Consider the following 23,099-nt stretch of genomic DNA (forward strand, 5'->3'; position numbering starts at 1 on the left):
TTTGCTTTTGATATTGCTAATGTAAAAGGGTAAGCTGATCCACAATAGCCAAATTCAAAATTGGTCAAGTATTACTAACTGCGAGCATAAGTCAAATCATCATCCTCTGGCGAGAAAAAGGCAACCACTGTGATTATCCCTGTTGACTACAGAAAGCTCCGAAAAATCTTGGCAGAGCCAAAGACTGTAATGGTCGTAGCCGTCAATTGGGACGAGGTGCTTGGCACTCCTCAGAGTCTCGCACTCTCCTCTAATATTGCTGTGAAGCCATTCGGGAAACAGTAGGGGGCAACGACCTGATTACCGAGCAATCGGGGCTAGACAGGAGAATCCCACGCGGTTCACCCGTGGGAGTGTCAACAACGCATCTCATCGGGAATCACGACCGTTATTCATTAGCCCAGCTTATAGCATTCATCACTAAATACTAAGTGAAAAGACTTTACAAACCGTTACAAAAGCCCTAAAGTAAAGTACATACATACAAAACGTACCTCGACAACTTAATCGCCATCATACCTAACATGACAACCACGATTCAACAGCGTGAAAGCGCCTCAATCTGGGATCGGTTCTGTAACTGGGTCACATCCACCAATAACCGGATTTATGTCGGTTGGTTCGGTGTTCTGATGATTCCGACCTTGTTAACCGCCACCATCTGCTACATCATCGCCTTCATCGCTGCTCCTCCAGTGGACATCGATGGTATCCGTGAACCCGTCGCTGGTTCACTGTTATACGGAAACAACATCATCTCTGGTGCCGTTGTTCCTTCCTCTAACGCCATCGGCTTACACTTCTATCCCATCTGGGAAGCAGCTTCATTAGATGAATGGCTGTACAACGGTGGCCCTTACCAGTTAGTGATTTTCCACTTCTTCATTGGCATCTTATGCTACATGGGTCGGGAGTGGGAATTATCCTACCGTTTAGGGATGCGTCCTTGGATCTGCGTCGCCTACTCTGCACCTGTTGCAGCAGCAGCCGCCGTATTCCTGATCTATCCCATCGGTCAAGGTTCATTCTCTGACGGTATGCCTTTAGGTATCTCTGGAACCTTCAACTTTATGTTAGTGTTCCAAGCCGAGCACAACATCCTGATGCACCCCTTCCATATGTTAGGAGTTGCCGGGGTGTTCGGAGGAAGCTTATTCTCCGCTATGCACGGTTCTCTCGTTACTTCTTCTCTGGTGCGTGAAACCACCGAAACCGAATCTCAAAACTACGGTTACAAATTCGGTCAAGAAGAAGAAACCTACAACATCGTTGCAGCACATGGTTACTTTGGTCGCTTAATCTTCCAATATGCCAGCTTCAACAACAGCCGTAGCTTACACTTCTTCTTAGGCGCTTGGCCTGTGGTCGGCATTTGGTTCACCGCATTAGGTGTATCCACAATGGCCTTCAACCTGAACGGATTCAACTTCAACCAGTCCATCATCGACTCTACCGGTCGCGTGATCAACACTTGGGCTGATGTTCTCAACCGCGCTAACCTGGGTATGGAAGTAATGCACGAGCGTAACGCTCACAACTTCCCCTTAGACTTAGCTTCGGGTGAATCTGCTCCTGTGGCTTTGGTTGCTCCTCAAATTAATGGTTAATCTTTTTTAACCGAAATCATACAAAAAACGCTCTCCGAAAGGGGGGCGTTTTTTGTTGTTCACAATTACCTTAACAAGTCACACCCTGATTTCTGAGAGATCTTGATTAATAGATTTAATCAACTGTCCGCCACAGTTTAATCGTTCCATCGGTACTACCACTGACGATTAAAGGTTCAGAAGGACTGTAAGTAACCGTCTCAACAGAACCTTCATGACCTGTGAGGGTGTGAATGGAGCTTAACAAAGTTCCCACCTGTAAATCTGGGCTAATTTGCCATAGCCTCAACGTTTTATCCTGACTTCCACTGACTAAAATTGTGCCTTCTGGAGAAAAAGCGAGGGATTTCACCGCACCGGAATGGCCGATCAGGGTTGCTAATTCCTGACCAATTTCCAGCCACCAGAGTTTAATTGTTTGATCTTCACTCGCACTAGCCAGAGTCAAACCATCTGGACTAAAAGCCACTGACCAAACGGGAAAGGAATGGCCCACCAAAAGAGCATCGGAATGCTGACCATTTAAACTCCATAGTCCCACTGTTCCATCTCCACTGCCACTGGCCAAAAACAAGCTATCAGGACTAAAGGCTAATGACCAAATCGGAAAAGAATGAGCTTTGAACGCCGGAAGGAGTTGATCCTCGGTTAAATCCCAAAACCCAATGATGCCATCAAAACTTCCAGCAGCCAGAAGTTTACCGTTAGGACTAAACGCTAAAGAACAGATCGGAACCGATAACCCCAAGTCCAAAACCCGATTTTGACCGGTGATCACATCCCAAAGTTGAATATTTTTGTCAGATTCAACGGCTAGTATGGGAGAATTTGGACTGAATACTAACCCATAGCCGGGATATTCTCGTTCTAAGTGATCAGCCAGGATTTTAGGGGTGGAAGGGGTTTCCAGATTGTAAAGTTGCAATGTGGTATCATCACTTCGACTGGCAAGAAATTTGCCATCGCAACTTATGGCAACGACTCTGACGGCATCAGTATGGATGGATCGAGTATCACGACATTCCCAATTCAAAAGTTGAGGCTGTAGCATATTGACTATCATCTGCATTTCTCACTTTTGATCTTAAACCTCAGCCGTTGTCTAAAAACCACCTTGATTTTCAAGTTGTGGATCTTAAGCTAAACCTGTGTAAATAGGGATCTTAACAAACGTTAAATAGGAGTTAATGTCTTGAAACTGGCAGATTGGATCGGGTTCCTTTGTTTAATCATTGCCCTTATTATTCTGTGGCAGTTTCGACAAATTTTGCTGCTTCTGTTTACTTCTGTTGTCTTCTCGATTGCCATTAATAGTTTAGTGCGTCGGATACAACGGTTTGGCCTGAAACGGGGATGGGCTGTTGTCTTATCCCTAGCCTTAATTGTGTTCATGGGTGTTGTGTTAATTAGTGTTGTTTTGCCTCCGTTTTTAGACCAGTTTCAAGAATTAATCAAATTGGTTCCTATCGGCTATGATAATTTGCGAATTTGGGTGAACCAACTGATTGAAAATCCCCCCAGTTGGTTGCCAAAACTGGATATTGAGCTTCCCAATGTTACCCAACTCGCGCAACAATTTGGGCCGTTTGCTCAAAAATTATTGGGTAACTTCTTTGCGTTTTTTTCTAACTCGATTGCCAATTTTTTACAGTTTGTATTGGTATTAATCTTTGCTTTAATGCTATTAGCAGATCCCCAGTCCTATCGTCAAGGATTGGTGCGTTTATTTCCTTCTTTTTATCGCCATCGGGCAGATTTCATTTTATCGAAATGTGAAATGACTTTATTACAATGGATGGGGGGTATTGTGATTACCTCTGCTTTTGTGGCGTTTTTGAGTGCTGTTGGTCTGCTGATTTTGGGGATTCCCTTTGTCTTTGCCCATGCTTTATTAGCGGGAATGTTTAATTTTGTTCCCAATATTGGGCCGACAGCGAGTGTGATTTTTCCGGTTGCTGTTGCTTTATTAGATGCGCCTTGGAAAGCTTTGGCAGTTATTATATTATATGTGATTATTCAAAACTTAGAAAGCTATTGGTTTAGTCCCCTGGTCATGCAAAAACAGGTTGATTTGTTACCTGCAATTACCTTAACGGCTCAAATCTTTTTCGCAACATTTTTCGGGGTTCTCGGCTTAGTTCTGGCGTTACCTTTAACGGTTGTTAGTAAAACTTGGATTGAAGAACTTTTACTCAACGATTTATTCGATAAATGGGGAGTGGAAGAGTAAATTACAGAGTTGTTTCATCAGGAAACAACCCTGATAGCTACGGTGAAGTTAATTAAGGTTTCAAAACCACCTTAATACAGTTTTCTTGCTTATCGCGGAACATTTTATAACCCTTTGCCGCATCTTCTAAAGGCAGTTTATGAGTAATCACAAAGGAAGGATCAATTTCTCCATTTTGAATGCGTTCTAATAGGGGATGTAAATATTTATGAACGTGGGTTTGACCCGATCGCAATGTTAATCCTTTATTAACAATTGCCCCCATCGGCATCTTATCAATAAATCCCCCATAAACCCCAGGAACGGACACCGTACCCCCTTTACGACAGGCTACAATTGCTTGTCGTAGCACAAAGGGCCGATCAGTTTCCAAGCGCACCGCCTGTTTCACCGTATCATAAAGTGCCATGGCATCGGTTCCATGAGCCTCCATTCCCACCGCATCAATACAGGCATCTGGCCCCCGTCCTCCCGTCATCTCTTTCAGCGCTTCCCCCGGATCAACTTCTTCATAATTTATAATCTCTGCACCTGCATCTTTCGCCATCTGCAAGCGTTCAGGAAAACGGTCAATGGCGATGACCCGTTCTGCACCCAACATAAACGCACTACGGATGGTAAATTGACCCACCGGGCCACATCCCCAAATAGCGACGATATCCCCCGGTTGAATATTGCAGTTTTCCGCCGCCATGTAACCGGTTGGGAAAATATCAGTTAAAAATAGCACTTGCTCATCGGTTAAACCATCGGGAACTTTCATTGGCCCGACATCGGCAAAGGGCACCCGAACGTATTCCGCTTGTCCTCCGGCGTATCCCCCCATCAAATGAGAATAGCCAAATAACCCAGAGGGAGAATGACCATAAAATTTTTCAGCCATCCATTTATTGGGGTTGGAATTATCGCACAGTGACCATAAATCTCGGTTACAAAAGAAACAATGACCGCAAGAAATCGTAAAGGGAACGACGACGCGATCGCCAATTTTTAAGTTTTTGACTTCGGGGCCGATTTCTACCACTTCCCCCATAAATTCATGGCCGAGAATATCCCCCGATTTCATCGTTGGAATATAGCCATCATAAAGATGTAAATCAGAGCCACAAATAGCAGTGGATGTAATTTTAAGAATGGCATCGCGGGGATTTAAAATTTTCGGGTCAGGGACATTATCAACCCGAACATCATTTGAACTATGCCAACAAACTGCTTTCATCTTAAATTCTCCATGATTTAATTGTTAATGTCAAGTGTTTATTGATCAGTATTTCTTGCAATTTCTCCAGCTTCCATTAACTGTTTAAATCGGTTAAGATCATCCCCAATTTGTTGTTCTGGTTCTTCTCCAAACAGTTTAGCTAAAGTAGTTGTAACCGCACCACCGGGAGGATTATATTCAATCACAACTTTAACTTCTGTTCCTCGGTGTGCGGGTGCAGGTTGAAACCGAACAAACCCCGAATTTCCAATCTCTGCATTTTCGACAGAAGACCAAGCAATTAAATGATTGGGTTCATCTTTAATAATTTCTGCATCCCATTCAACGGTTGTTCCTAACGGTGCTGTTGCCACCCAATGGGAACGATGCTCATCATAAACAATGATAGATTTGATATGTTTCATAAATCTTGGCAAATTGTAAAAATTACGCCAAAATTCATAAAGTTCATCCACAGAACGATTAATCGTAACCGTTTTTTCTACCCGAATATTTTGGCTTTTATTTAAGCCTAACGCTTCTTGAGCTTGATGAAGGGTGCTTTTATTTTGAGTAGCCTGATACATTAAACCACCCCCTGCAATCGCCATGAGAACGCCTTTTAAGGAGTGTTGTTGAAGCCCCATTAATACTAACGCACCTCCCCCAATTAAAGATCCCCATCGTTCTAAATCGCTGGGATTTTCTTCTGAGGGAGGATGATCATATTTTGGAGTTGAAGTGATTTCTTCCATAAAATTTTCCTAGCCCACCTTTTGATTCAGCATAGGAAGAATTCACTTTAATTTACGTCAATCAAAAGGCATAAACAATATTAAATTAAATTAATGATTAATTTATATCTTTTGGTAGAGAGTATATTTCCATTAATTGTATAGCAATAAAAATCAACTCTACTCTCGATAAATATCCTTCCGATGTTTACAGTGAAGAACTAACACAGTTAGTATTTTATCCTTAACCTCATAACGAACTCGATAGTTACCGACTCTAACCCGATATTCATGATCAAACCCTTTTAGTTTTTTCACCCCTACTGGACGATGTTCTATTGTAAGAGACAAAATTTTTTCAATAATTCGTTGACGGATATCTTCAGGTAAATTATCTAACTGTTTCTGAACAGGTTTAGGAATAATAACCGTATAACTCATGTTGTTTTTTCAGACTGAGTTGCAATGTAATCTTGAATAGTTTGATAATCTCCTCTTTGATAAGCTTGACGCGCCTCTTCAATTTCAGCAATAATTCTAGGGTCTTCTTCTAGTTCTTCTTCCGCTTCAAAAATCTGATCTTCTAAAATTTCTAAAAGCTGATGTTTTTGGGATAAATCTAAAGATTTAATTGCTGTAATCAAGGAATCAAAAGAAATATCAATCTGGATCGTTGTTGTCATAATTTTTATCCTACCTATTTTTAGGGTACAAATTAAAACATAGTCTCAGTATAATCGATCTGGTTCTAAGTTAGGTAGAGAGCGATCGCTATTTTTAGAATAAGTATGATGTTTGGGTCGGTGGCTATGCGATAGGTTGTGGCTGGGCGGAACCGATCACGCTATACTATATTAACCATGACTAAGAGGATATAGCCCATGCCTTTTGAAATTCAATTGAGCGAGGAATTTGTCAAAAATACTTGGTTATATTCAGGCTGATGCAGGTTTTTCCATATAAGATTTAAGGGAATAGGACATGGGGGAACAAATGTGACTTATAACATCAAATTTAAGCCAAAAGCAATTAAAGAGTTACAAACGTTACCGTCTGAACTACAGAAACGAATTCTTGCTAAAATAGAAGGGATGCAAAATAATTTACAAGGAGATGTCAAACGATTAACCAATTTTACGCCAGAATACCGTTTAAGAGTTGGAGATTATCGGGTATTATTTGCAGTTGAGGAACAAAACTTAGTTATCTATCGAGTTAAACATCGTAGTAAAGCTTATAATAATTAATCGGAGAATATTATGATTCAACTTCATCCTGAATTTATCAATAAAAATGGTCAAGAATTTGTCATTTTGCCCAGTGAAGAATTTCTTAAAATTCAAGAACTGTTAGAAGATTTACAGGATTTACAAGATTTAAGAACAGCACAACAAGAAGAACAAGAAAGTCCTACTTTTTCTTTAGATGAGGTTAAACAAATGCTGAATTTATCTTAGTTTAAATCGGAAACCGAGAAACCCGGTTTCTGACCCCCGCAGAGCAACGAGAAACCGGGTTTCTGCAATAACTTTTGCTTCCCAACCGAGAGATAACTTGAGAAACCCGGTTTCTGAGTTCCCAATAGTAGAGATTGGATGCTATACTACAATTAGTAATATCGCTTCTAATCTCTCGCCATGTCTTCTTTATCTAACGATCACGATAATTCCTTGTTGAGTGGCGATTCCCAACTTGATCATTTAATCCAATCTTTGGGAATAGAGTTGCATTCCCCTAGTCACTCTCAATCTGCTGATTCTCAACACTTCTTACAACATCTAGATTCTGCAAGTCAGGGATTACAGACTGATTTTGATCAGAGTTTACATCATTCGGGTATGGAAAATCAACAGGATTTTTCTCATCATTCTGATCCTTTTAATTCAGGGTTTGAGCACATCGGAATTGAACAACATCATTTAACTCATTCTGGGGGTAATCATCATTTAACAGATTCCTCAATTCATTCGATGTCCGATCCCTTCCATCATTCCCATAATACAACAACAGATCCCTTTCATCAAACTCATCATAATTTAGAGTTAACCGCTTTATCTCATCCAACAGAATACCATTCTCAAGAGCATTTATCATCTGCCTATCACCCAGAAAACGCCTCTGCTTATTCCTTAGAACATCAACCCCAAACGTTAAATTATACCGATTCTGGAGCGATTACACCTAGTGATAATAAATCCATTGATTTTAGTGGAAATACTGTTTGGTGGCATGGTTATGGATGGGGACAAGCGGGAACGGTTGATGGGCATAAATTTTATCGTAGCGGTGAATATATTGGACGTTTGGGGGCGGATTTGAATGTATATGATGCTGATGGAAATAAAATCGGTTATGTCACCCCTTCAGGAAATGCTTATACTCCTTCAGGAAAGCTATTTGCTACTGGAGATACTGCCCGTTGGGCGGCGGCTACATTAGTTTTTAATACTTGTACGGAAAGTTAACTAAGAACCCTAGAAACCGGGTTTCTGCCATAACTGTGCTATCTTAACAGGAATTATGCTGAAGAAACCGGGTTTCTGACCTACCAACCGAAAACCCAAAAGAAACCGGGTTTCTGGAAGAAACCCGGTTTCTGAAAACCCCAGGAGGAATTAAAATGGTTTGGAATTTTGCCGAAGGTATGATAACAGCAACTCAAGGATTATTTGTACAAACCATGATTGCGAGAATGCAACGAGAAAATGTACTTTATCAAATTCAAAATCAGTGGGATTTAGAAGAAAGTCGGCAAGCATTTCAAGGTGCTTTAGAAGGTTATAGAATAGCTTCTCAATTTACCTTACAAGAACGGCAACAAGCATTTCAAGGTGCTTTAGAAGGCTTAAAAATTGATGCTCAAATTGCCATGCAAACCAGTGGGCAAGAATTTCAAGCCGCTTTAGAAGGAGTGCGACAAAAATTTAATCGAGAACTTGAAGACTATCGCCAATTTTGCGAAAATGCGCGACTGCAAAAACGACAAGATTTTGAAGCTGAACAGTTAGCGAGACGCTTACAACATGAACAACGTTTAGAAGAATACCGTCGGGAAACTCAATTCATATTATCTCGCGTTCAATTGTTAAACGCCCTAGAACTCGCTGATGATAAAGAAATTCGAGAGACTTTTCCCCTAAAAACACCTGCAAGCGTGATCTTAAAGGCTTATAAAGGCTATCAAAATAATTATCGAAATATTCCTTTATTAGTGATTATCTCACCCCCAGCATTAGAGTTTGAAAAATTCCCCAATGCTGCCCAAGGTTTTAGTCGCATTGAATCCCGCTTAACCGATGAAGTGCAAGAATTTTGCAAACATTATCCCCTGACGAGTCAAGAAAGACCTGTCAGATATCAAGGGGCAGATTGGGAAAGCAAATCTTCTCATGGGAAAAGTGCAGTGGATGTTCTGCATCATGTTCTTCAATCTATTCCGACTTTAGTTTTAGAATCTAAAGTAGATGGGGATTTACTGCGAATTTATTTAGCGGGTTGGGATCTGTTAGAAACTGTCCCTCATTATGAAAAAGTTCTAACGATTCCTTGGAAAGAAGTGTTATATCCCATCGCCCGTCAATTTGCTGAAAAATGGCGAGAATACCGGATGATGCTGTTAGATAAAGGCAAAAGTTTAGAGGAAATTCAGCGACGGGGTGGGGATGATGAACTAAATTTATTAATTTTAGAAGAGGAGGAGGAAGATCGGGAGTTTGGCTTTACAGGAAATCGGGATTACAAATATAATGTTAAGGAAGAAAAGTATATTCAAGAATTAGCGCAGTTTTTAGGTATTTGCCATTGTATTTTAGTGGGTTTGATGGCGGATCGCTATCATTTCTGCCATGCTGATGTGTGTCCGAAATTGCCAGAACTGTTGCCAAGCTTATTGGAAAAAGTGCCGAGTGAAGGTTTGAAGCAAATGTTGGTGGGTGAGATTGTTTCTAGCTATCAAAGTCTTTATCAGTTAGCGGGATGCGATCGCCCTCATCTGATTCCAGATTTATATTTAGATTTAGCGCTGAGTTTGAGCCATTTACCTGATCAATCTTGGGCAAGAAAACAGATTAAGTATTCGATACAAGTTTGGCTGATGTTGAGAAATCGGGTTTCTTCTATTGAAGAACAAAAACTGGGTTTATTGGAGTTATTAGAGCGTTTTACATCAGCTTTGAGGGTGGAGGATAAAGAATATGTGGAAAAGTTGGGTTGGTGTTTGGAGGCTGTTGGGGAAAGTCAACACAAAAAAATGTTTTGGGAGGAGATGCAGCGCAAAGAAGCGAAATATAAACGCAAGCTAGAAAATGCCTCAGTTGTTTGCACCCTGACTGGGCATTCTAGCTGGGTTAATTCCGTTGCCATCAGCCGGGATGGGCAGACTGTTGTCAGTGGCAGTCATGACAAAACAATTAAGATTTGGCAGTTGAGTACGGGCAAAGAACTTCGCACCCTGACTGGGCATTCTGATTCGGTTGAATCCCTCGTCATCAGCCCGGATGGGCAGACTGTTGTCAGTGGCAGTTGGGACAACACGATTAAAATTTGGGAGTTGAGTACGGGGCGGGAACTTTGCACTCTGACTGGGCATTCTGGCCCGGTTAATTCCGTCACCATCAGCCCGGATGGACAGATTCTTGTGAGTGGTAGTGGTGACGAAACAATTAAGATTTGGCAGTTGAGTACGAGCAAAAAACTTCGCACTCTGACTGGGCATTCTGGCTGGGTTAATTCCGTTGCCATCAGCCCGGATGGGCAGACTGTTGTCAGTGGCAGTCGTGACAAAACGATTAAAATTTGGGAGTTGAGTACGGGGCGGAAACTTTGCACTCTGACTGGGCATTCTGACCAGGTTAATCCCGTCGTCATCAGCCCGGATGGACAGGCCCTTGTCAGTAGTAGTTGGGACAAAACGATTAAGATTTGGGAGTTGAGTACGGGCAAAGAACTCCGCACCCTGACTAGGTATTCTGATTCGGTTAATTCTCTCGTCATCAGCCCAGATGGACAGACTGTTGTCAGTAATAGTGGGAACTTGTTGATGCTATCCCGTCCTGGAATTAAGATTTGGCAGTTGAGTACGGGTGAAGAACTTGGCACCCTGACTGGGCATTCTAATTCGGTTAAGTCCCTCGTCATCAGCCCGGATGGACAGACCCTTGTCAGTGGGAGTCAGGACAACACGATTAAGATTTGGCGGGTGGTGTGACCCCGACTCCGAGAAACCGGGTTTCTGCCATAACCTTTGTTTCTCAACCGAGAGATTGATTAAGAAACCCGGTTTCTGACCTCCAGCAAGAGCACCGAGAAACCGGGTTTCTGCCATAACCTTTGCTTCTTAATCGAGAGATAACTGAAGAAACCCGGTTTCTGAGTCCCCACAGACTATAATTTTTGTTGAGAAACCCCGTTTCTAAATTTTCACCCATCCTTTAATATGCCACGTCGTCAAGTCATCTTTCAAGCGGGTAACTATTACCATGTTTATAACCGAGGAAATAACCGCCAGCTTATCTTTTTTGAACGGGATAACTATATTTATTTTTTACGACAATTAAGAAACCATTTAATTACTAATGGGGTTGATATTATTGCTTATTGCCTGATGCCCAATCACTATCATTTATTAGTTTACCTGCAAACCGATGACTTCTCAAATTTAATGCAGTCGTTTTCTCTTTCTTACACAAAAGCGATGAATAAACGTTATCATAGAGTGGGTTCGCTGTTTCAGGGACGATTTCAGGCGATTCATGTTGATCAAGAAGAATATTTATTACACTTAACTCGCTATATTCACTTAAACCCGGTCAGTGCTAATCTTGTTAAAAAAGCAGAAGAGTGGGAGTTTTCCAGTTATCAAGACTATATTGATTTACGACGGAGTAATTTACAGACATTAGAAGAAGTGCGATCGCAATTTCCCTCACCAGAGGATTACCGTTACTTTTTAGAAGATTATTCAAAAACCGATAAATTAATCCAACATTTAACCTTTGCCGAATAAATCTTAGAAACCGGGTTTCTGTCCTAATCTTTGTTTCTCAACCGAAAGATAACTTGAGAAACCCGGTTTCTGAACCCCCGCCAGAGCACCGAGAAACCGGGTTTCTGCCATAACCTTTGCTTCCCAACCGAAAGATAACTTAAGAAACCCGGTTTCTGACCCCCCGCCAGAGCACCGAGAAACCGGGTTTCTGTCATAATCTTTGCTTCTCAACCGAGAGATAACTTAAGAAACCCGGTTTCTGAGTCCCCGCAGGTTAACTTCCGCCAACCCGCGCCACATCACGGGAATTCGCTTCAAACGCCGCCGTTAATGCTTCATCCCCTGTTAAACCGGATTTTTCAGCTTCTTTTAATGCTTCTAAAACCCGCTTATAATCCCGTGGAATCACCTTAACAAATGTCGGAATCATTTCCGTCCAATTCGCTAAAATTTTCAGCGCTTTTTGACTCTTGGTATACTCGGCGTGTTTAGCAATTAATTGGTAAACCTGACTAATTTCTTCCGGGTCTTCCAACTTTTCTAAATCCGCCATAGACGTATTACAACGAGTAGAAAAATCCCCCGTTTCATCCAAGATATAGGCAATACCGCCACTCATTCCCGCCGCAAAGTTGCGTCCAGTGGTGCCGAGAACAATGACCTTACCTCCGGTCATATATTCACACCCGTGATCTCCCACCCCCTCAACAACCGCACTGACGCCAGAGTTACGCACGCCGAAACGTTCACCCGCTAACCCTCGGATATAGACTTCTCCCCCCGTCGCGCCATATAACGCCACATTCCCAATAATAATATTGCCTTCGGGGATAAACGTGGATTGAGCGGGGGGATAAATAATAATCTTACCTCCGCTTAATCCCTTGCCTACATAATCGTTAGCATCCCCTTCCAATTCTAACGTTACCCCCTTGGGAACAAACGCCCCAAAGCTTTGACCCGCGCTGCCTTGGAAATGTAGATGCACCGTATCTTCAGGTAAACCGTGCCAATGGTTTTTGGTGATTTCATTGCCTAAAATGGTTCCTACCGCCCGGTTAATATTTTTAATCGGTAGGGTAGCGGTTACTTTCTCACCCTTCTCAATGGCGGGTTTACACAGATCCAGTAACACCGTGATATCCAAGGATTTATCTAACCCGTGATCTTGGGGAATTTGACAATAACGGCCGATATCCTCCCCAACTTCCGGTTGATGCAGGATGGGGGAGAGGTCAATGCCTTTGGCTTTCCAATGGTCAACGGCCTTCTTGGGTTCTAAGACATCGGTGCGTCCCACCATTTCATTAATTGTACGGAAGCCTAACTCAGCCATCAATTCCCGCACTTCCTGGGCGATGAACCGCATAAAGTTAACGGTGTGTTCCGGTTTCCCCGTGAAGCTTTCCCGCAGTTGCGGGTTTTGGGTGGCAATTCCCGCCGGACAGGTATTCAGGTGGCACACCCGCATCATAATACAACCCAAGGTGACTAACGGCGCGGTTGAGAAGCCAAACTCTTCAGCCCCTAACAGTGCCGCAATGACCACATCCCGTCCGGTTTTCATCTGACCATCGGTTTCGACGGCAATGCGCGATCGCAAATTATTCAATACCAGAGTTTGATGGGTTTCCGCTAACCCCAACTCCCAAGGCAGTCCGGCGTGTTTAATCGAGGTTTGGGGAGACGCACCCGTCCCGCCATCAAACCCGGAGATTAATACCACGTCTGCATGGGCTTTAGCAACCCCCGCAGCAATGGTTCCAACTCCGACTTCTGAGACTAATTTCACACTAACCCGCGCCGCCCGGTTAGAGTTTTTCAGGTCGTGGATTAATTCGGCTAAGTCCTCAATGGAATAGATATCGTGGTGAGGAGGAGGAGAAATCAAACCCACGCCGGGAGTTGAGTGACGAACTTTAGCAATAGGCGGATAAACCTTGCGTCCGGGGAGTTGTCCCCCTTCTCCGGGTTTAGCTCCCTGAGCCATTTTGATTTGAATTTCCTTGGCTTGGGACAGGTACAAACTCGTGACCCCAAAGCGACCGGAGGCGACTTGCTTAATGGCGCTATTTTTCGAGTCTCCTTGTTCGTTTGTCCAGGTATAACGGTCTGGGTCTTCGCCGCCTTCTCCTGTGTTAGACTTACCGCCAATGCGGTTCATGGCGATCGCTAAAGTTTCATGCGCTTCTTTAGAAATTGAACCATAACTCATCGCCCCAGTTTTAAAGCGTTTCATAATCGCTTCAATGGGTTCAACTTCTTCCAGTGGAACAGGCATCCTGCCTGTTAACTCCTGATCTTTAAATTGCAATAAACCCCGCAACGTGAAATATTTCTTATTTTGTTCATTCACTAACTGGGCGTATTTTTTGAACAATTCATAATCCCCAACGCTCACCGCTTTTTGTAAAGAATGAATCGCTTCAGGACTGAGTAAATGGGCTTCTCCGTCTTTGCGCCATTGATATTCTCCCCCTACATCTAAGGTTGGAATTGCATCACCCGGACGTTCAGGGAAAGCATTGGTATGACGTAAAATAGCTTCTTTCGCAATCACTTCTAAATCAGCGCCTTGAATGCGAGAAGCCGTCCAACTAAAGTATCGATCAATCACCGATTGATTTAACCCAATGGCTTCAAAAATTTGGGCTCCCCGATAACTTTGTAGGGTAGAAATTCCAATTTTAGAAGCAACTTTAATCACGCCCTTTGTTGCAGATTTAACGTAATTCTTACAGGCGGTTTTGTAATCTACTCCGACTAATAATCCTTGAGAGATCATATCGTTAATAGATGCAAACGCCATATAAGGATTAATGGCACAGCACCCATACCCGATTAAAACGGCAAAATGATGAACTTCGCGCGGTTCTCCCGATTCTAAAATAATTCCGACGCGGGTGCGAGTTCCGTGACGAATTAGATGGTGATGTAAACCGGACACGGCTAATAAGGCGGGGATAGGGGCGTGATTGGGGTCAACACCGCGATCGCTCAAAACCAACAGGTTCACCCCGTCCTCAATTGCTTTATCAGCCTGCTCAAAAATGCCCTTCATGACCGCTTCTAAGCCATTTACCCCATCTTTGGGGTTAAACAGAATCGGCAGGGTAATGGCACGAAAACCCTGTTCATTCACCGCTTTCAGTTTCGCTAATTCTTCGTTACTGAGAATGGGGGTTTTGAGTTTGATCAGATGACAGCTTTCCGGTTCGGGTTTTAACAGGTTACGTTCCGCCCCGATGGTGGTGTCGGCTGAGGTAATAATTTCTTCCCGAATGGAGTCAATGGGGGGGTTTGTAACTTGAGCAAACAGTTGTTGGAAATACTCATACAGCAATTTTGGGCGGTCAGATAACACCGCTAAGGGGGTATCGGTTCCCATCGAACCCACCGCCTCAACCCCATCCCGCGCCATTGGCGTTAACAACAGCCGCAAGTCTTCAAAAGTATAGCCAAAAGCGGTTTGTAGCTGAACCAACCCATCCGTTCCCCGTAGAGACGCGCCATGGCGCGTCTCTACATCATCGGGGTCTGTTAAATTCTCCAAGGGAACTAAATGTTGATTCAACCATTCCCGATAAGGTTGTTCTGTGGCAATTTTAGACTTAATTTCCTCATCCGCAATGATCCGCCCTTGTTCCATATCCACCAGGAACATCCGCCCCGGTTGTAAACGGCCTTTATAGGCGACTCGTTCCGGTTCGATGGGCAGAACTCCGGCTTCCGACGCCATGATCACCAGATCATCCTTCGTTACATAATAGCGGGAAGGTCGTAACCCATTCCGGTCTAACACCGCCCCCATCATGGTTCCATCGGTAAACGCAATGGAAGCGGGGCCATCCCAAGGTTCCATTAAGCAAGAATGGTATTCATAAAACGCTTTTTTCTCCTCACTCATGGACTCGTGGGCTGTCCAAGGTTCGGGGATCATCATCATCACCGCATGGGGAAGCGATCGCCCTGCCAGAACTAACAATTCTAAGGCATTATCAAAAATAGTAGAATCGCTACCGTTAACGTTAATAACGGGTTGAATTTTCTTGAGATCTTCCCCAAACCGTTCCGACTCAAACATGGCACTCCGGGCGGTCATCCAGTTAATATTGCCTCGGAGGGTATTAATTTCGCCGTTGTGGGCAATGTAACGATAGGGGTGAGAGCGCTCCCAACTGGGGAAAGTGTTGGTACTGAAGCGAGAGTGCACCAACGCTAAGGCGCTTTCCATATCGGGATCATGGAGTTCTGGGTAATATTGTCCCACCTGCACAGGCATTAACATCCCTTTATAAACCATTGTCCGACAGGACAGGCTGGAAATATACCAATAGGGATCATGACCCGGAACGCGAATTTCGGTATGGGATAATTTACGAATCACATACAGTTTCCGTTCAAAGGCGAGATCATCTTTAATATTAGGATTACGACCAATAAACACCTGCTGCATAAAGGGTTCACTGGACTTAGCGGTATTGCCTAAAGGAGAGTCATCCGTAGGCACATCCCGCCAACCGAGAACGGTTTGACCTTCTGCGGTGACAATTTTTTCAAAAATCTCCCGACCTTTTTGGCGCTGTTGGGGGTCAGGGGAACCATACATCATCCCAACGCCATATTCTCCAGGTTCGGGTAAATTAATATTCTGTTCTGCGGTTACTTTTTTAAGGAATTTATGGGGAACCTGCATTAAAATTCCCGCCCCATCTCCGGTATTGACTTCACAGCCACAGGCGCCGCGATGGTCGAGGTTGAGTAAAATCGTTAAGGCATTTTCAACAATATCATGGGACTTTTGCCCTTTTTGATGGACGATGAACCCGACCCCGCAGGCGTCGTGTTCAAGTTGAGGATCGTAGAGACCTTGTTTTTCGGGGAATGCTTGAGTATTCATTGCAGTTAATTTAACGTTATCTATGACGAGAGGGATAGGGCGAACGGTTTGCCGTGGGGACTCCTGCACGGGTTCAGCAAGGGAAGATCTAAGTTATAAGTATGTTGTATTCTCCAATCTCACAGAGTTCTAATGGTATATCTTAAGGAAAACTTTAAGGAAGTGGATCGGGGATTTTTGTAAAATTTATTAAGGGCGATCGCTTCTATTGCTTTTATTGTCGGGGTTGGAGTGAATTATTAATAATCCCTAACAAAGCTAAAAATAATTGCGATCGCTTAAACTATCGTTACTTTTGTTTCTAAGTTATTGCTCAAGCCGTGAGTCTTTTCTTCCCTTGAGGTAAATCTGATTGCAAAACCGGGGATTTACAGGCGGGAAGTGTCAGTTATTATAAAATGATATTGTGGTAAAAGTCGGTCAATTACTAACCCGTTAAAAAACTATGGATAACAACAATAAACAAGTTTACAATTATACCGTTATTCTGCAAAAAGAACCCGATGGAGGTTATCATGCTTTTTGCCCGATTCTAAAAGGTTGTCATTCTCAAGGTGATTCCTTTGAAGAAGCCATTGATAATATTACAGAAGCGATTGAATTATATATTGAAAGTTTAAGGGCTGTTTCATTTTCCCTGTAGATTTGTTTGACCTCTTCCCCCCCATTATGTATCAGTGCTTAGAAGGTGCTTATATGCCTCATTATTGCACCTTCCAAACAGATTATGCCATTAATTTTTAACCCTCAATCATCTTGACGCTTAGAAATGATATTAAAGTTTTGATCAAGGTAAATCTCATAAATCTTTCCATCGGAGCAAATCGCATCATCGACTTCATAAAGATTGCGATTTAAATAAAACTCTACGTCATCATCATCATCAAGTGAACAACCTTCACCTGCTAAAACCTGTTTAATTCTAGCAATTTCCTCTGGGGTTGCGTCTCGATCGTTATCGGCTCGAACACTGTCTATCCCCAAAATCAAGCTCAAAAATGACAGAGATATCAATAAAAAACAACCCAAACCAGTTTTTTTAATCATTTTGCTTTAGAGTATTCACGCAATTTTCAACTTATTATTATAGACTACGGTTTTTGCTCAACAGACAGATTTGCAGTAGAGGACTTGATATCTTGTGCTATAAACGTCGTGATATATTTCCCGTTTAATATCTTGTACAAGATCAACGATTTTCTCCCTAGAATCATAACCCGCTTCAGCCAAAGATTGCTTTAATTCCTGTTGGAGTTGCTCGGCTGACATTAAAGGATATTGTTGATATTCACTGATTTTTCCAGTAGCCTTAACTGCTTTCATTGATTCCTTATTACAAGCGAGAAAGCGATATATAGCATTTTTAAATGATTTGTGAACGTGGAACAGGCATCTTGCCTGTGACCTGTGACCTGTGACCTGTGACCTGTGACCTGTGACCTGTGACCTGTGACCTGTGACCTGTAACGGGCAAGATGCCCATTCCACGTTTATATCTCATTTAAAAATACTATAGTTACTTCAATTCTAGCATTCTCCTCAAACAATGTCAAAAGTCTTTTCCTAACTCTCCTCATTTAACATTTCCTGAATATTTTCTAAACTCAATTCATCTGTTTAAGAAAGATTTTCTAATGAGATCATCAACGCCTCTGCTATTTGCTCATCACTTAGTCCAAACTGCCTTAACTTCCCAATTGTTTCAACTTGAGTTTGATCTGAAGTAATAGAAGAAGTAGCAGGACAACTGTTAAGAGAACCTATATTTACAGTATTTTTATTACGATTATTTTTATCACCTAAAGTTATAGTGACGTTAATTTGCCGATCTAAAACAGATTCAAAATTACTTTTTTTAAATTGTGGGTGGGATTTTGGCGATATTCTTGGGTGCTGCATTATTACCATTTGCTTGGATATTATTTATTCATACAGTTATGTTTCTTATTTTTGCGCTTGCGGGTGCAGCAGCAGGATCTGTGAGGTGGCTTGCTTTTGGTTGTACAATTTTGGGAAGTATTTTTCGTGCGTCTGGAGCACCAGAAAGTGTTACTTTAGCGATGTGTAGCGACTCTGCATATTATATTACAGCTTCCATTGGAGCTATATTTATGATATCCTTTTACATACACGGTTTAATAACTGAGGGAATAAATTTTTTGAGATAGAAATTTTGAATAAAATTCCAAGTTCCTAAACAGAAACCGGGTTTCTATAGTTATCTTTCGGTTAGGAAACAAACTATTGCAGAAACCCGGTTTTTATAGCCCTGAAGGGCTTACTACGGGTTTACCAAATTAAGGTTAAATCTAATAAGAAACCGGGTAAAATATCTTCTCCTGATAAGGTCGTGGGATTTTCTAATATTTCGAATTCTTGTTGAGGGCGATAAATTTCAACTCGTTTATGTTTGGTATCAATTAACCATCCTAATTTTGCCCCATTCTCTCGATATTCATTCATTTTATCTTGTAGGGATTTGAGAGAATCACTAGATGAACGTAATTCTACCACAAAATCAGGGCATAAAGGCACAAATCTTTCTCGTTGTTGCGGTGTTAAACTGAACCAGCGATCACTTCTAATCCATGATACATCAGGAGAACGATCCGCACCATTGGGAAGTTTAAACCCTCCAGAAGAATCAAAAGCGATACCGAGCTTAGTTTGTTTGTTCCAGATGCCAAGTTCCACCGCAATATTAAAGTTACGATGGCTGGTTTCTCCCCCCGTTGGCGACATAATTGTTAGCACTCCTGAGCAGTTTCGTTCAAATTTTAAGTCTTGATTTTTTTGGCATAATTCATAAAATTGATCTTCTGTTAAATCTAATATTAATTCTAAAGGAATGGGTAAATTAATTGTTCTAATATCCATAAAATTATACCCGAATTTTCCAATTTAATTTTAACTTATAAAATGTTTAATGAGGAGTAGATTTAAGGGCAGTAGTGTCGCTGAGTCATCGCCATCACAGCGTTAACTGTAAGTTCAGGGAGATCACCCAAAGTTGGCAAAATATCTAAACCTGAACAAACTAATGGTAACTCATCACCCTGCCAGACCCAAACTTGTTGACGAGAGATATCAATTAACCAAGCTAATTGTGTTTCGTTACTCAAACAGTGGAGAATCTTTTTTTGTAACTCTAAAGTATTTTGATCCGGTGAACGAATTTCAATTAACCAATCTGGAGAACCATTAAATGGCCCGTCTTCATCGCTAAGGCGACTACTATTAATAATAGCAATATCAGGTACAGGGGAATACGGAGGAACTAAACAACGTAATTCTTGCACCGCCTCAAACTGATTGGTATGCTGATTAATATAATTAACGAGATTGCGTTGTAACCGTGAGTGAAACAGCGTTGGTATTGGTTTTTGAATTGCTTGGTCATTAATTAATTCCCATGCGGGAGAAGCCTCAATATTGGGTTGAGAAAGAAACTCTGCGAGTGAGATTTTTGTGACTGACTTCATAATGCCGCTTCCCAAAATTTCACTTTCTTGCCTAGACAAAACTTTGCTGTACTCTACGATCATACCGCCCAAAGTAAATTAGAGGTTTTTAACCGTTGACCACTACAACGTAGTAAGCCCTTCAGGGCTTTCCTAGAGTCCTAAAACACTCACTACAACGTAGTAAGCCCTTCAGGGCTTTCCTAGAGTCCTAAAACACTCACTACAACGTAGTAAGCCCTTCAGGGCTTTCCTAGAGTCCTAAAACACTCACTACAAAGTAATTACAGCGTTAACCGTAAGTTCAGGGAGATTACCCAAAGTCGGTAAACAGAAACGGGGCTTCTATAGTTATCTTTTGGTTAGGAAATAAACTATTTAAGAAACCAGGTTTCTATAGCCCTGAAGGGCTTACTACGGGTTGACAAAATTCAGGTTAAATCTAATAATAATTCGGGTAAAACATCTTCTCCTGATAAAATTAACAACGGCAATCGCCCTGTTAAGGTATAATAACTTTCATCACGACCCAAAACCGACAGGATTCGGGTTGGGGTGAATGAGGATAAAAAATTATTGTTTAATGTGTATTGAGTTTGAAATTAGGGTAATTGATTATGAGTACAAAGATTTTAGCTTCAATTCAAGGGATGACCAGTTCCCCTACTGTTGCACCAACTCGCGCCAGCCAAACGGTTAATCAACCCTATCCAAATTATAAGGTTATTGTGTTAAATGATGATTTTAATACGTTTCAGCACGTTGCTAATTGTTTGATGAAATATATTCCGGGGATGACCAGTGATCTCGCTTGGGAATTAACGAATCAAGTTCATTATGACGGTCAAGCAACGGTATGGGTCGGCCCCCAAGAACAAGCTGAACTCTATCATCAACAATTAAGTCGAGAAGGGTTAACAATGGCACCTTTAGAAAAAGCTTAATTCGGGAACCTAGACCGATATTTTCTATTCCAAAAATAGGTAGAAAAGCTCAAGGTTTAACACCCTGAATTACTTGTAAACTTCCTCCCGCATAAAGTTGAGGGGGATTGACAGTAAAGCCAATTTGTGATAGTAATTGAGGTACATCTGTTTTTAACAGTTGCCAAGCCGTTTCCGTTTCAAATAACCAGAGAAATAAGGCTACCCCCGGCCAAAACAGGGGATTTGTCGGAGGATGGAAGTCAACGAGGGTAAAAGTCCCCCCCGGTTTGAGAACGCGATAAACTTCATTGAGAATTTGTTGCAATTGTTCAGGGTTCATCTCATGTAACGCGGCGCTGGTGTGAACGACATCAAACCTGTTATCTGCAAACGGCATATTTTCTGCAAACGCTTCTACATATTGCGCTTGAGGAACATTATTTTGGGCACGTTTGAGGGAGAGGGGAGACGCATCCAACCCCGTAACATTCTGAGAATACTTGACCAATACCGACGTTGCTTGTCCACTCCCACAACATAAGTCTAAAACCTGGGTTTGGGAGTTGAGAGTTAACCCGGTTAGCGCTAACTCCCGAAACCGACTCTCACCCCCAACACTCAAGGCGGCGAGTCGGGAAATTGTATCATACAGCCATTGATAACGGTAACTTAAGCTTCTGAGGATAGTTGCCATATTGAGAAAAATTTTTATAAACGAAAAGATCGACTTAACCCACAAGGACAAGATATTATTAAAATAGTTAATAAATCTTAGGATAGGAAACCTGTGACCGCTATGGGACGAGTCGGAGTCTTACTGCTAAATCTGGGCGGGCCAGAGCAACTGCAAGATGTTCGCCCCTTTTTGTATAATCTATTTTCAGACCCAGAAATTATCCGTTTGCCCTTTGCTTGGATGCAGAAACCTCTGGCTTGGATGATTTCCACCATGCGCTATAAGAAATCCCAAGAAAATTATAAAGCAATTGGGGGCGGTTCTCCCCTGCGACGGATTACTGAAGAACAGGCTCTGGCGTTACAAGGGTCTTTACAAGAGAAAGGTCAGGATATTCGGGTGTATGTGGGGATGCGGTATTGGAACCCCTTTACCGAAGAAGCGGTAGCTAAAATTAAACGTGATCAAATCGAACAATTAGTTATTTTACCTTTATATCCGCAATTTTCAATTAGTACCAGTGGTTCCAGTTTTCGAGTTTTAGAAAAACTTTGGCAACAAGATCCCAGTTTACAAAAAATTGATTATACCGTGATTCCCTCTTGGTATAATCGCCCCGGTTATTTACAAGCAATGGCGGAATTAATTCATCAAGAAATAGAACATTGTGAACACCCGGAACAAGTTCCCATTTTCTTTAGTGCTCATGGTGTTCCGGTGAGTTATGTTGAAGAAGCTGGAGACCCCTACCGAGATGAAATTGAAGGGTGTACGGCGGCAATTATGCAGACGTTAAATCGTCCTAACCCCCATGTTTTAGCTTATCAAAGTCGCGTTGGCCCGGTGGAATGGTTGAAACCTTATACCGAAGAAGCCATTCCTGAATTAGCAGAACAAGGGGTTAAAGAATTAGTCGTAGTTCCCATTAGTTTTGTCTCTGAACATATCGAAACTTTAGAAGAAATTGATATGGAATATCGGGAACTGGCAGAAGAATCTGGCATTGAAAAATTCCACCGAGTTCCTGCCTTAAATACCCATCCGATATTTATTAATGATTTAGCAGATATGGTCATAGAAGCGTTGGATGCTCCTAATATTAAGTTCTCTGATGTAGTCCATCCCGGTAAACAAACCAAGCTGTATCCTCAAGAACGCTGGGAATGGGGACTGACAACAACGGCTGAAGTCTGGAATGGTCGGTTAGCCATGTTAGGAATGATGGCAATTTTATTAGAAATCATTACCGGACAAGGCCCGTTACATTTCGTTGGGTTGTTATAGGAGTGCGGAGTGCGGAGTGTGGAGTGTGGAGTGTGGAGTGCGGGTCAAACATCAGCCATAAGGAGTTAATGATTTCTCCCCCCGTCTCCCCGTC

The 23,099-nt window shown here is 42.2% G+C and carries 22 protein-coding genes; 10 read left to right on the forward strand and 12 right to left on the reverse strand.

What is annotated here, in order from left to right; translation table 11 throughout:
- Nucleotides 1–524 precede the first annotated feature (524 nt).
- Complete coding sequence (gene psbA, locus IQ236_RS18540; protein WP_190518030.1) at nucleotides 525–1,607, forward strand: photosystem II q(b) protein; 1,083 nt, start codon at nucleotides 525–527, stop codon at nucleotides 1,605–1,607.
- A 115-nt stretch (nucleotides 1,608–1,722) separates the two neighbouring features.
- Here psbA and IQ236_RS18545 read toward each other — a convergent pair whose 3' ends face one another.
- Nucleotides 1,723–2,658, reverse strand: coding sequence for a WD40 repeat domain-containing protein (locus IQ236_RS18545; protein WP_193870689.1), 936 nt, complete (start codon nucleotides 2,656–2,658; stop codon nucleotides 1,723–1,725).
- Between the two features lie 141 nt (nucleotides 2,659–2,799).
- Here IQ236_RS18545 and IQ236_RS18550 point away from each other — a divergent pair, with 141 nt between their 5' ends.
- Nucleotides 2,800–3,837, forward strand: coding sequence for an AI-2E family transporter (locus IQ236_RS18550; protein ID WP_193870665.1), 1,038 nt, complete (start codon nucleotides 2,800–2,802; stop codon nucleotides 3,835–3,837).
- A 52-nt stretch (nucleotides 3,838–3,889) separates the two neighbouring features.
- Here IQ236_RS18550 and IQ236_RS18555 read toward each other — a convergent pair whose 3' ends face one another.
- From IQ236_RS18555 to IQ236_RS18570, 4 genes are all read right to left on the reverse strand, one after another.
- Nucleotides 3,890–5,056, reverse strand: a complete 1,167-nt coding sequence (locus tag IQ236_RS18555) for a zinc-dependent alcohol dehydrogenase (protein ID WP_193870666.1) — start codon at nucleotides 5,054–5,056, stop codon at nucleotides 3,890–3,892.
- Between the two features lie 38 nt (nucleotides 5,057–5,094).
- Complete coding sequence (locus tag IQ236_RS18560) at nucleotides 5,095–5,793, reverse strand: SRPBCC family protein (protein WP_193870667.1); 699 nt, start codon at nucleotides 5,791–5,793, stop codon at nucleotides 5,095–5,097.
- 159 nt (nucleotides 5,794–5,952) lie between these two features.
- Nucleotides 5,953–6,213 carry a type II toxin-antitoxin system RelE family toxin gene (locus IQ236_RS18565; protein WP_193870668.1) on the reverse strand — a complete coding sequence of 87 codons (261 nt, stop codon included), beginning with the start codon at nucleotides 6,211–6,213 and terminating at the stop codon, nucleotides 5,953–5,955.
- Entirely contained in the window at nucleotides 6,210–6,455 is a 246-nt protein-coding gene (locus IQ236_RS18570) for a hypothetical protein (RefSeq protein WP_193870669.1), read from the reverse strand. The genes IQ236_RS18565 and IQ236_RS18570 overlap by 4 nt, the downstream gene beginning before the upstream one ends.
- A gap of 312 nt (nucleotides 6,456–6,767) precedes the next feature.
- Here IQ236_RS18570 and IQ236_RS18575 point away from each other — a divergent pair, with 312 nt between their 5' ends.
- From IQ236_RS18575 to IQ236_RS18595, 5 genes are all read left to right on the forward strand, one after another.
- Nucleotides 6,768–7,019 carry a type II toxin-antitoxin system RelE family toxin gene (locus IQ236_RS18575; protein WP_193870670.1) on the forward strand — a complete coding sequence of 84 codons (252 nt, stop codon included), beginning with the start codon at nucleotides 6,768–6,770 and terminating at the stop codon, nucleotides 7,017–7,019.
- A gap of 12 nt (nucleotides 7,020–7,031) precedes the next feature.
- The gene (locus IQ236_RS18580) at nucleotides 7,032–7,229 is read left to right on the forward strand and encodes a type II toxin-antitoxin system Phd/YefM family antitoxin (protein ID WP_193870671.1); all 198 of its coding nucleotides are present in this window, start codon (nucleotides 7,032–7,034) and stop codon (nucleotides 7,227–7,229) included.
- A 180-nt stretch (nucleotides 7,230–7,409) separates the two neighbouring features.
- Nucleotides 7,410–8,237, forward strand: coding sequence for a hypothetical protein (locus tag IQ236_RS18585; RefSeq protein WP_193870672.1), 828 nt, complete (start codon nucleotides 7,410–7,412; stop codon nucleotides 8,235–8,237).
- 155 nt (nucleotides 8,238–8,392) lie between these two features.
- Nucleotides 8,393–10,978, forward strand: coding sequence for a WD40 repeat domain-containing protein (locus IQ236_RS18590; protein WP_193870673.1), 2,586 nt, complete (start codon nucleotides 8,393–8,395; stop codon nucleotides 10,976–10,978).
- 228 nt (nucleotides 10,979–11,206) lie between these two features.
- A complete protein-coding gene (locus tag IQ236_RS18595) occupies nucleotides 11,207–11,776 on the forward strand; it encodes a transposase (RefSeq protein WP_193870674.1) in 570 nt (189 codons plus the stop codon).
- Between the two features lie 256 nt (nucleotides 11,777–12,032).
- Here IQ236_RS18595 and gltB read toward each other — a convergent pair whose 3' ends face one another.
- Nucleotides 12,033–16,658 carry a glutamate synthase large subunit gene (gene gltB, locus IQ236_RS18600; RefSeq protein WP_193870675.1) on the reverse strand — a complete coding sequence of 1,542 codons (4,626 nt, stop codon included), beginning with the start codon at nucleotides 16,656–16,658 and terminating at the stop codon, nucleotides 12,033–12,035.
- A 445-nt stretch (nucleotides 16,659–17,103) separates the two neighbouring features.
- Between gltB and IQ236_RS18605 the strand changes: the two genes are divergently transcribed.
- Complete coding sequence (locus tag IQ236_RS18605; protein WP_193870676.1) at nucleotides 17,104–17,301, forward strand: type II toxin-antitoxin system HicB family antitoxin; 198 nt, start codon at nucleotides 17,104–17,106, stop codon at nucleotides 17,299–17,301.
- 104 nt (nucleotides 17,302–17,405) lie between these two features.
- Here the strand turns inward: IQ236_RS18605 and IQ236_RS18610 are convergent, their stop codons facing one another.
- The 5 genes from IQ236_RS18610 to IQ236_RS18630 all read right to left on the reverse strand — a co-directional run bounded on the left by IQ236_RS18610 (nucleotide 17,406) and on the right by IQ236_RS18630 (nucleotide 20,140).
- Nucleotides 17,406–17,705, reverse strand: a complete 300-nt coding sequence (locus IQ236_RS18610; RefSeq protein ID WP_193870677.1) for a PepSY domain-containing protein — start codon at nucleotides 17,703–17,705, stop codon at nucleotides 17,406–17,408.
- Between the two features lie 57 nt (nucleotides 17,706–17,762).
- The gene (locus IQ236_RS18615; protein ID WP_193870678.1) at nucleotides 17,763–17,981 is read right to left on the reverse strand and encodes a hypothetical protein; all 219 of its coding nucleotides are present in this window, start codon (nucleotides 17,979–17,981) and stop codon (nucleotides 17,763–17,765) included.
- 294 nt (nucleotides 17,982–18,275) lie between these two features.
- Complete coding sequence (locus tag IQ236_RS18620; protein WP_193870679.1) at nucleotides 18,276–18,557, reverse strand: hypothetical protein; 282 nt, start codon at nucleotides 18,555–18,557, stop codon at nucleotides 18,276–18,278.
- 390 nt (nucleotides 18,558–18,947) lie between these two features.
- Nucleotides 18,948–19,535: a Uma2 family endonuclease gene (locus IQ236_RS18625; protein ID WP_193870680.1), complete on the reverse strand. Its 588-nt coding sequence runs from the start codon at nucleotides 19,533–19,535 to the stop codon at nucleotides 18,948–18,950.
- Between the two features lie 62 nt (nucleotides 19,536–19,597).
- The gene (locus IQ236_RS18630; protein WP_193870681.1) at nucleotides 19,598–20,140 is read right to left on the reverse strand and encodes a Uma2 family endonuclease; all 543 of its coding nucleotides are present in this window, start codon (nucleotides 20,138–20,140) and stop codon (nucleotides 19,598–19,600) included.
- A gap of 629 nt (nucleotides 20,141–20,769) precedes the next feature.
- Between IQ236_RS18630 and clpS the strand changes: the two genes are divergently transcribed.
- Complete coding sequence (gene clpS / locus IQ236_RS18635) at nucleotides 20,770–21,063, forward strand: ATP-dependent Clp protease adapter ClpS (RefSeq protein WP_139295007.1); 294 nt, start codon at nucleotides 20,770–20,772, stop codon at nucleotides 21,061–21,063.
- 49 nt (nucleotides 21,064–21,112) lie between these two features.
- Here clpS and IQ236_RS18640 read toward each other — a convergent pair whose 3' ends face one another.
- Entirely contained in the window at nucleotides 21,113–21,739 is a 627-nt protein-coding gene (locus IQ236_RS18640; protein ID WP_193870683.1) for a class I SAM-dependent methyltransferase, read from the reverse strand.
- Nucleotides 21,740–21,841: 102 nt separating this feature from the next.
- Between IQ236_RS18640 and hemH the strand changes: the two genes are divergently transcribed.
- On the forward strand, nucleotides 21,842–23,005 hold the full coding sequence (gene hemH / locus IQ236_RS18645; protein ID WP_193870690.1) for a ferrochelatase: 1,164 nt from the start codon (nucleotides 21,842–21,844) through the stop codon (nucleotides 23,003–23,005).
- Nucleotides 23,006–23,099: the final 94 nt, after the last annotated feature.

The sequence above is a fragment of the Planktothrix mougeotii LEGE 06226 genome (assembly GCF_015207485.1).
Taxonomy (GTDB): domain Bacteria; phylum Cyanobacteriota; class Cyanobacteriia; order Cyanobacteriales; family Microcoleaceae; genus Planktothrix.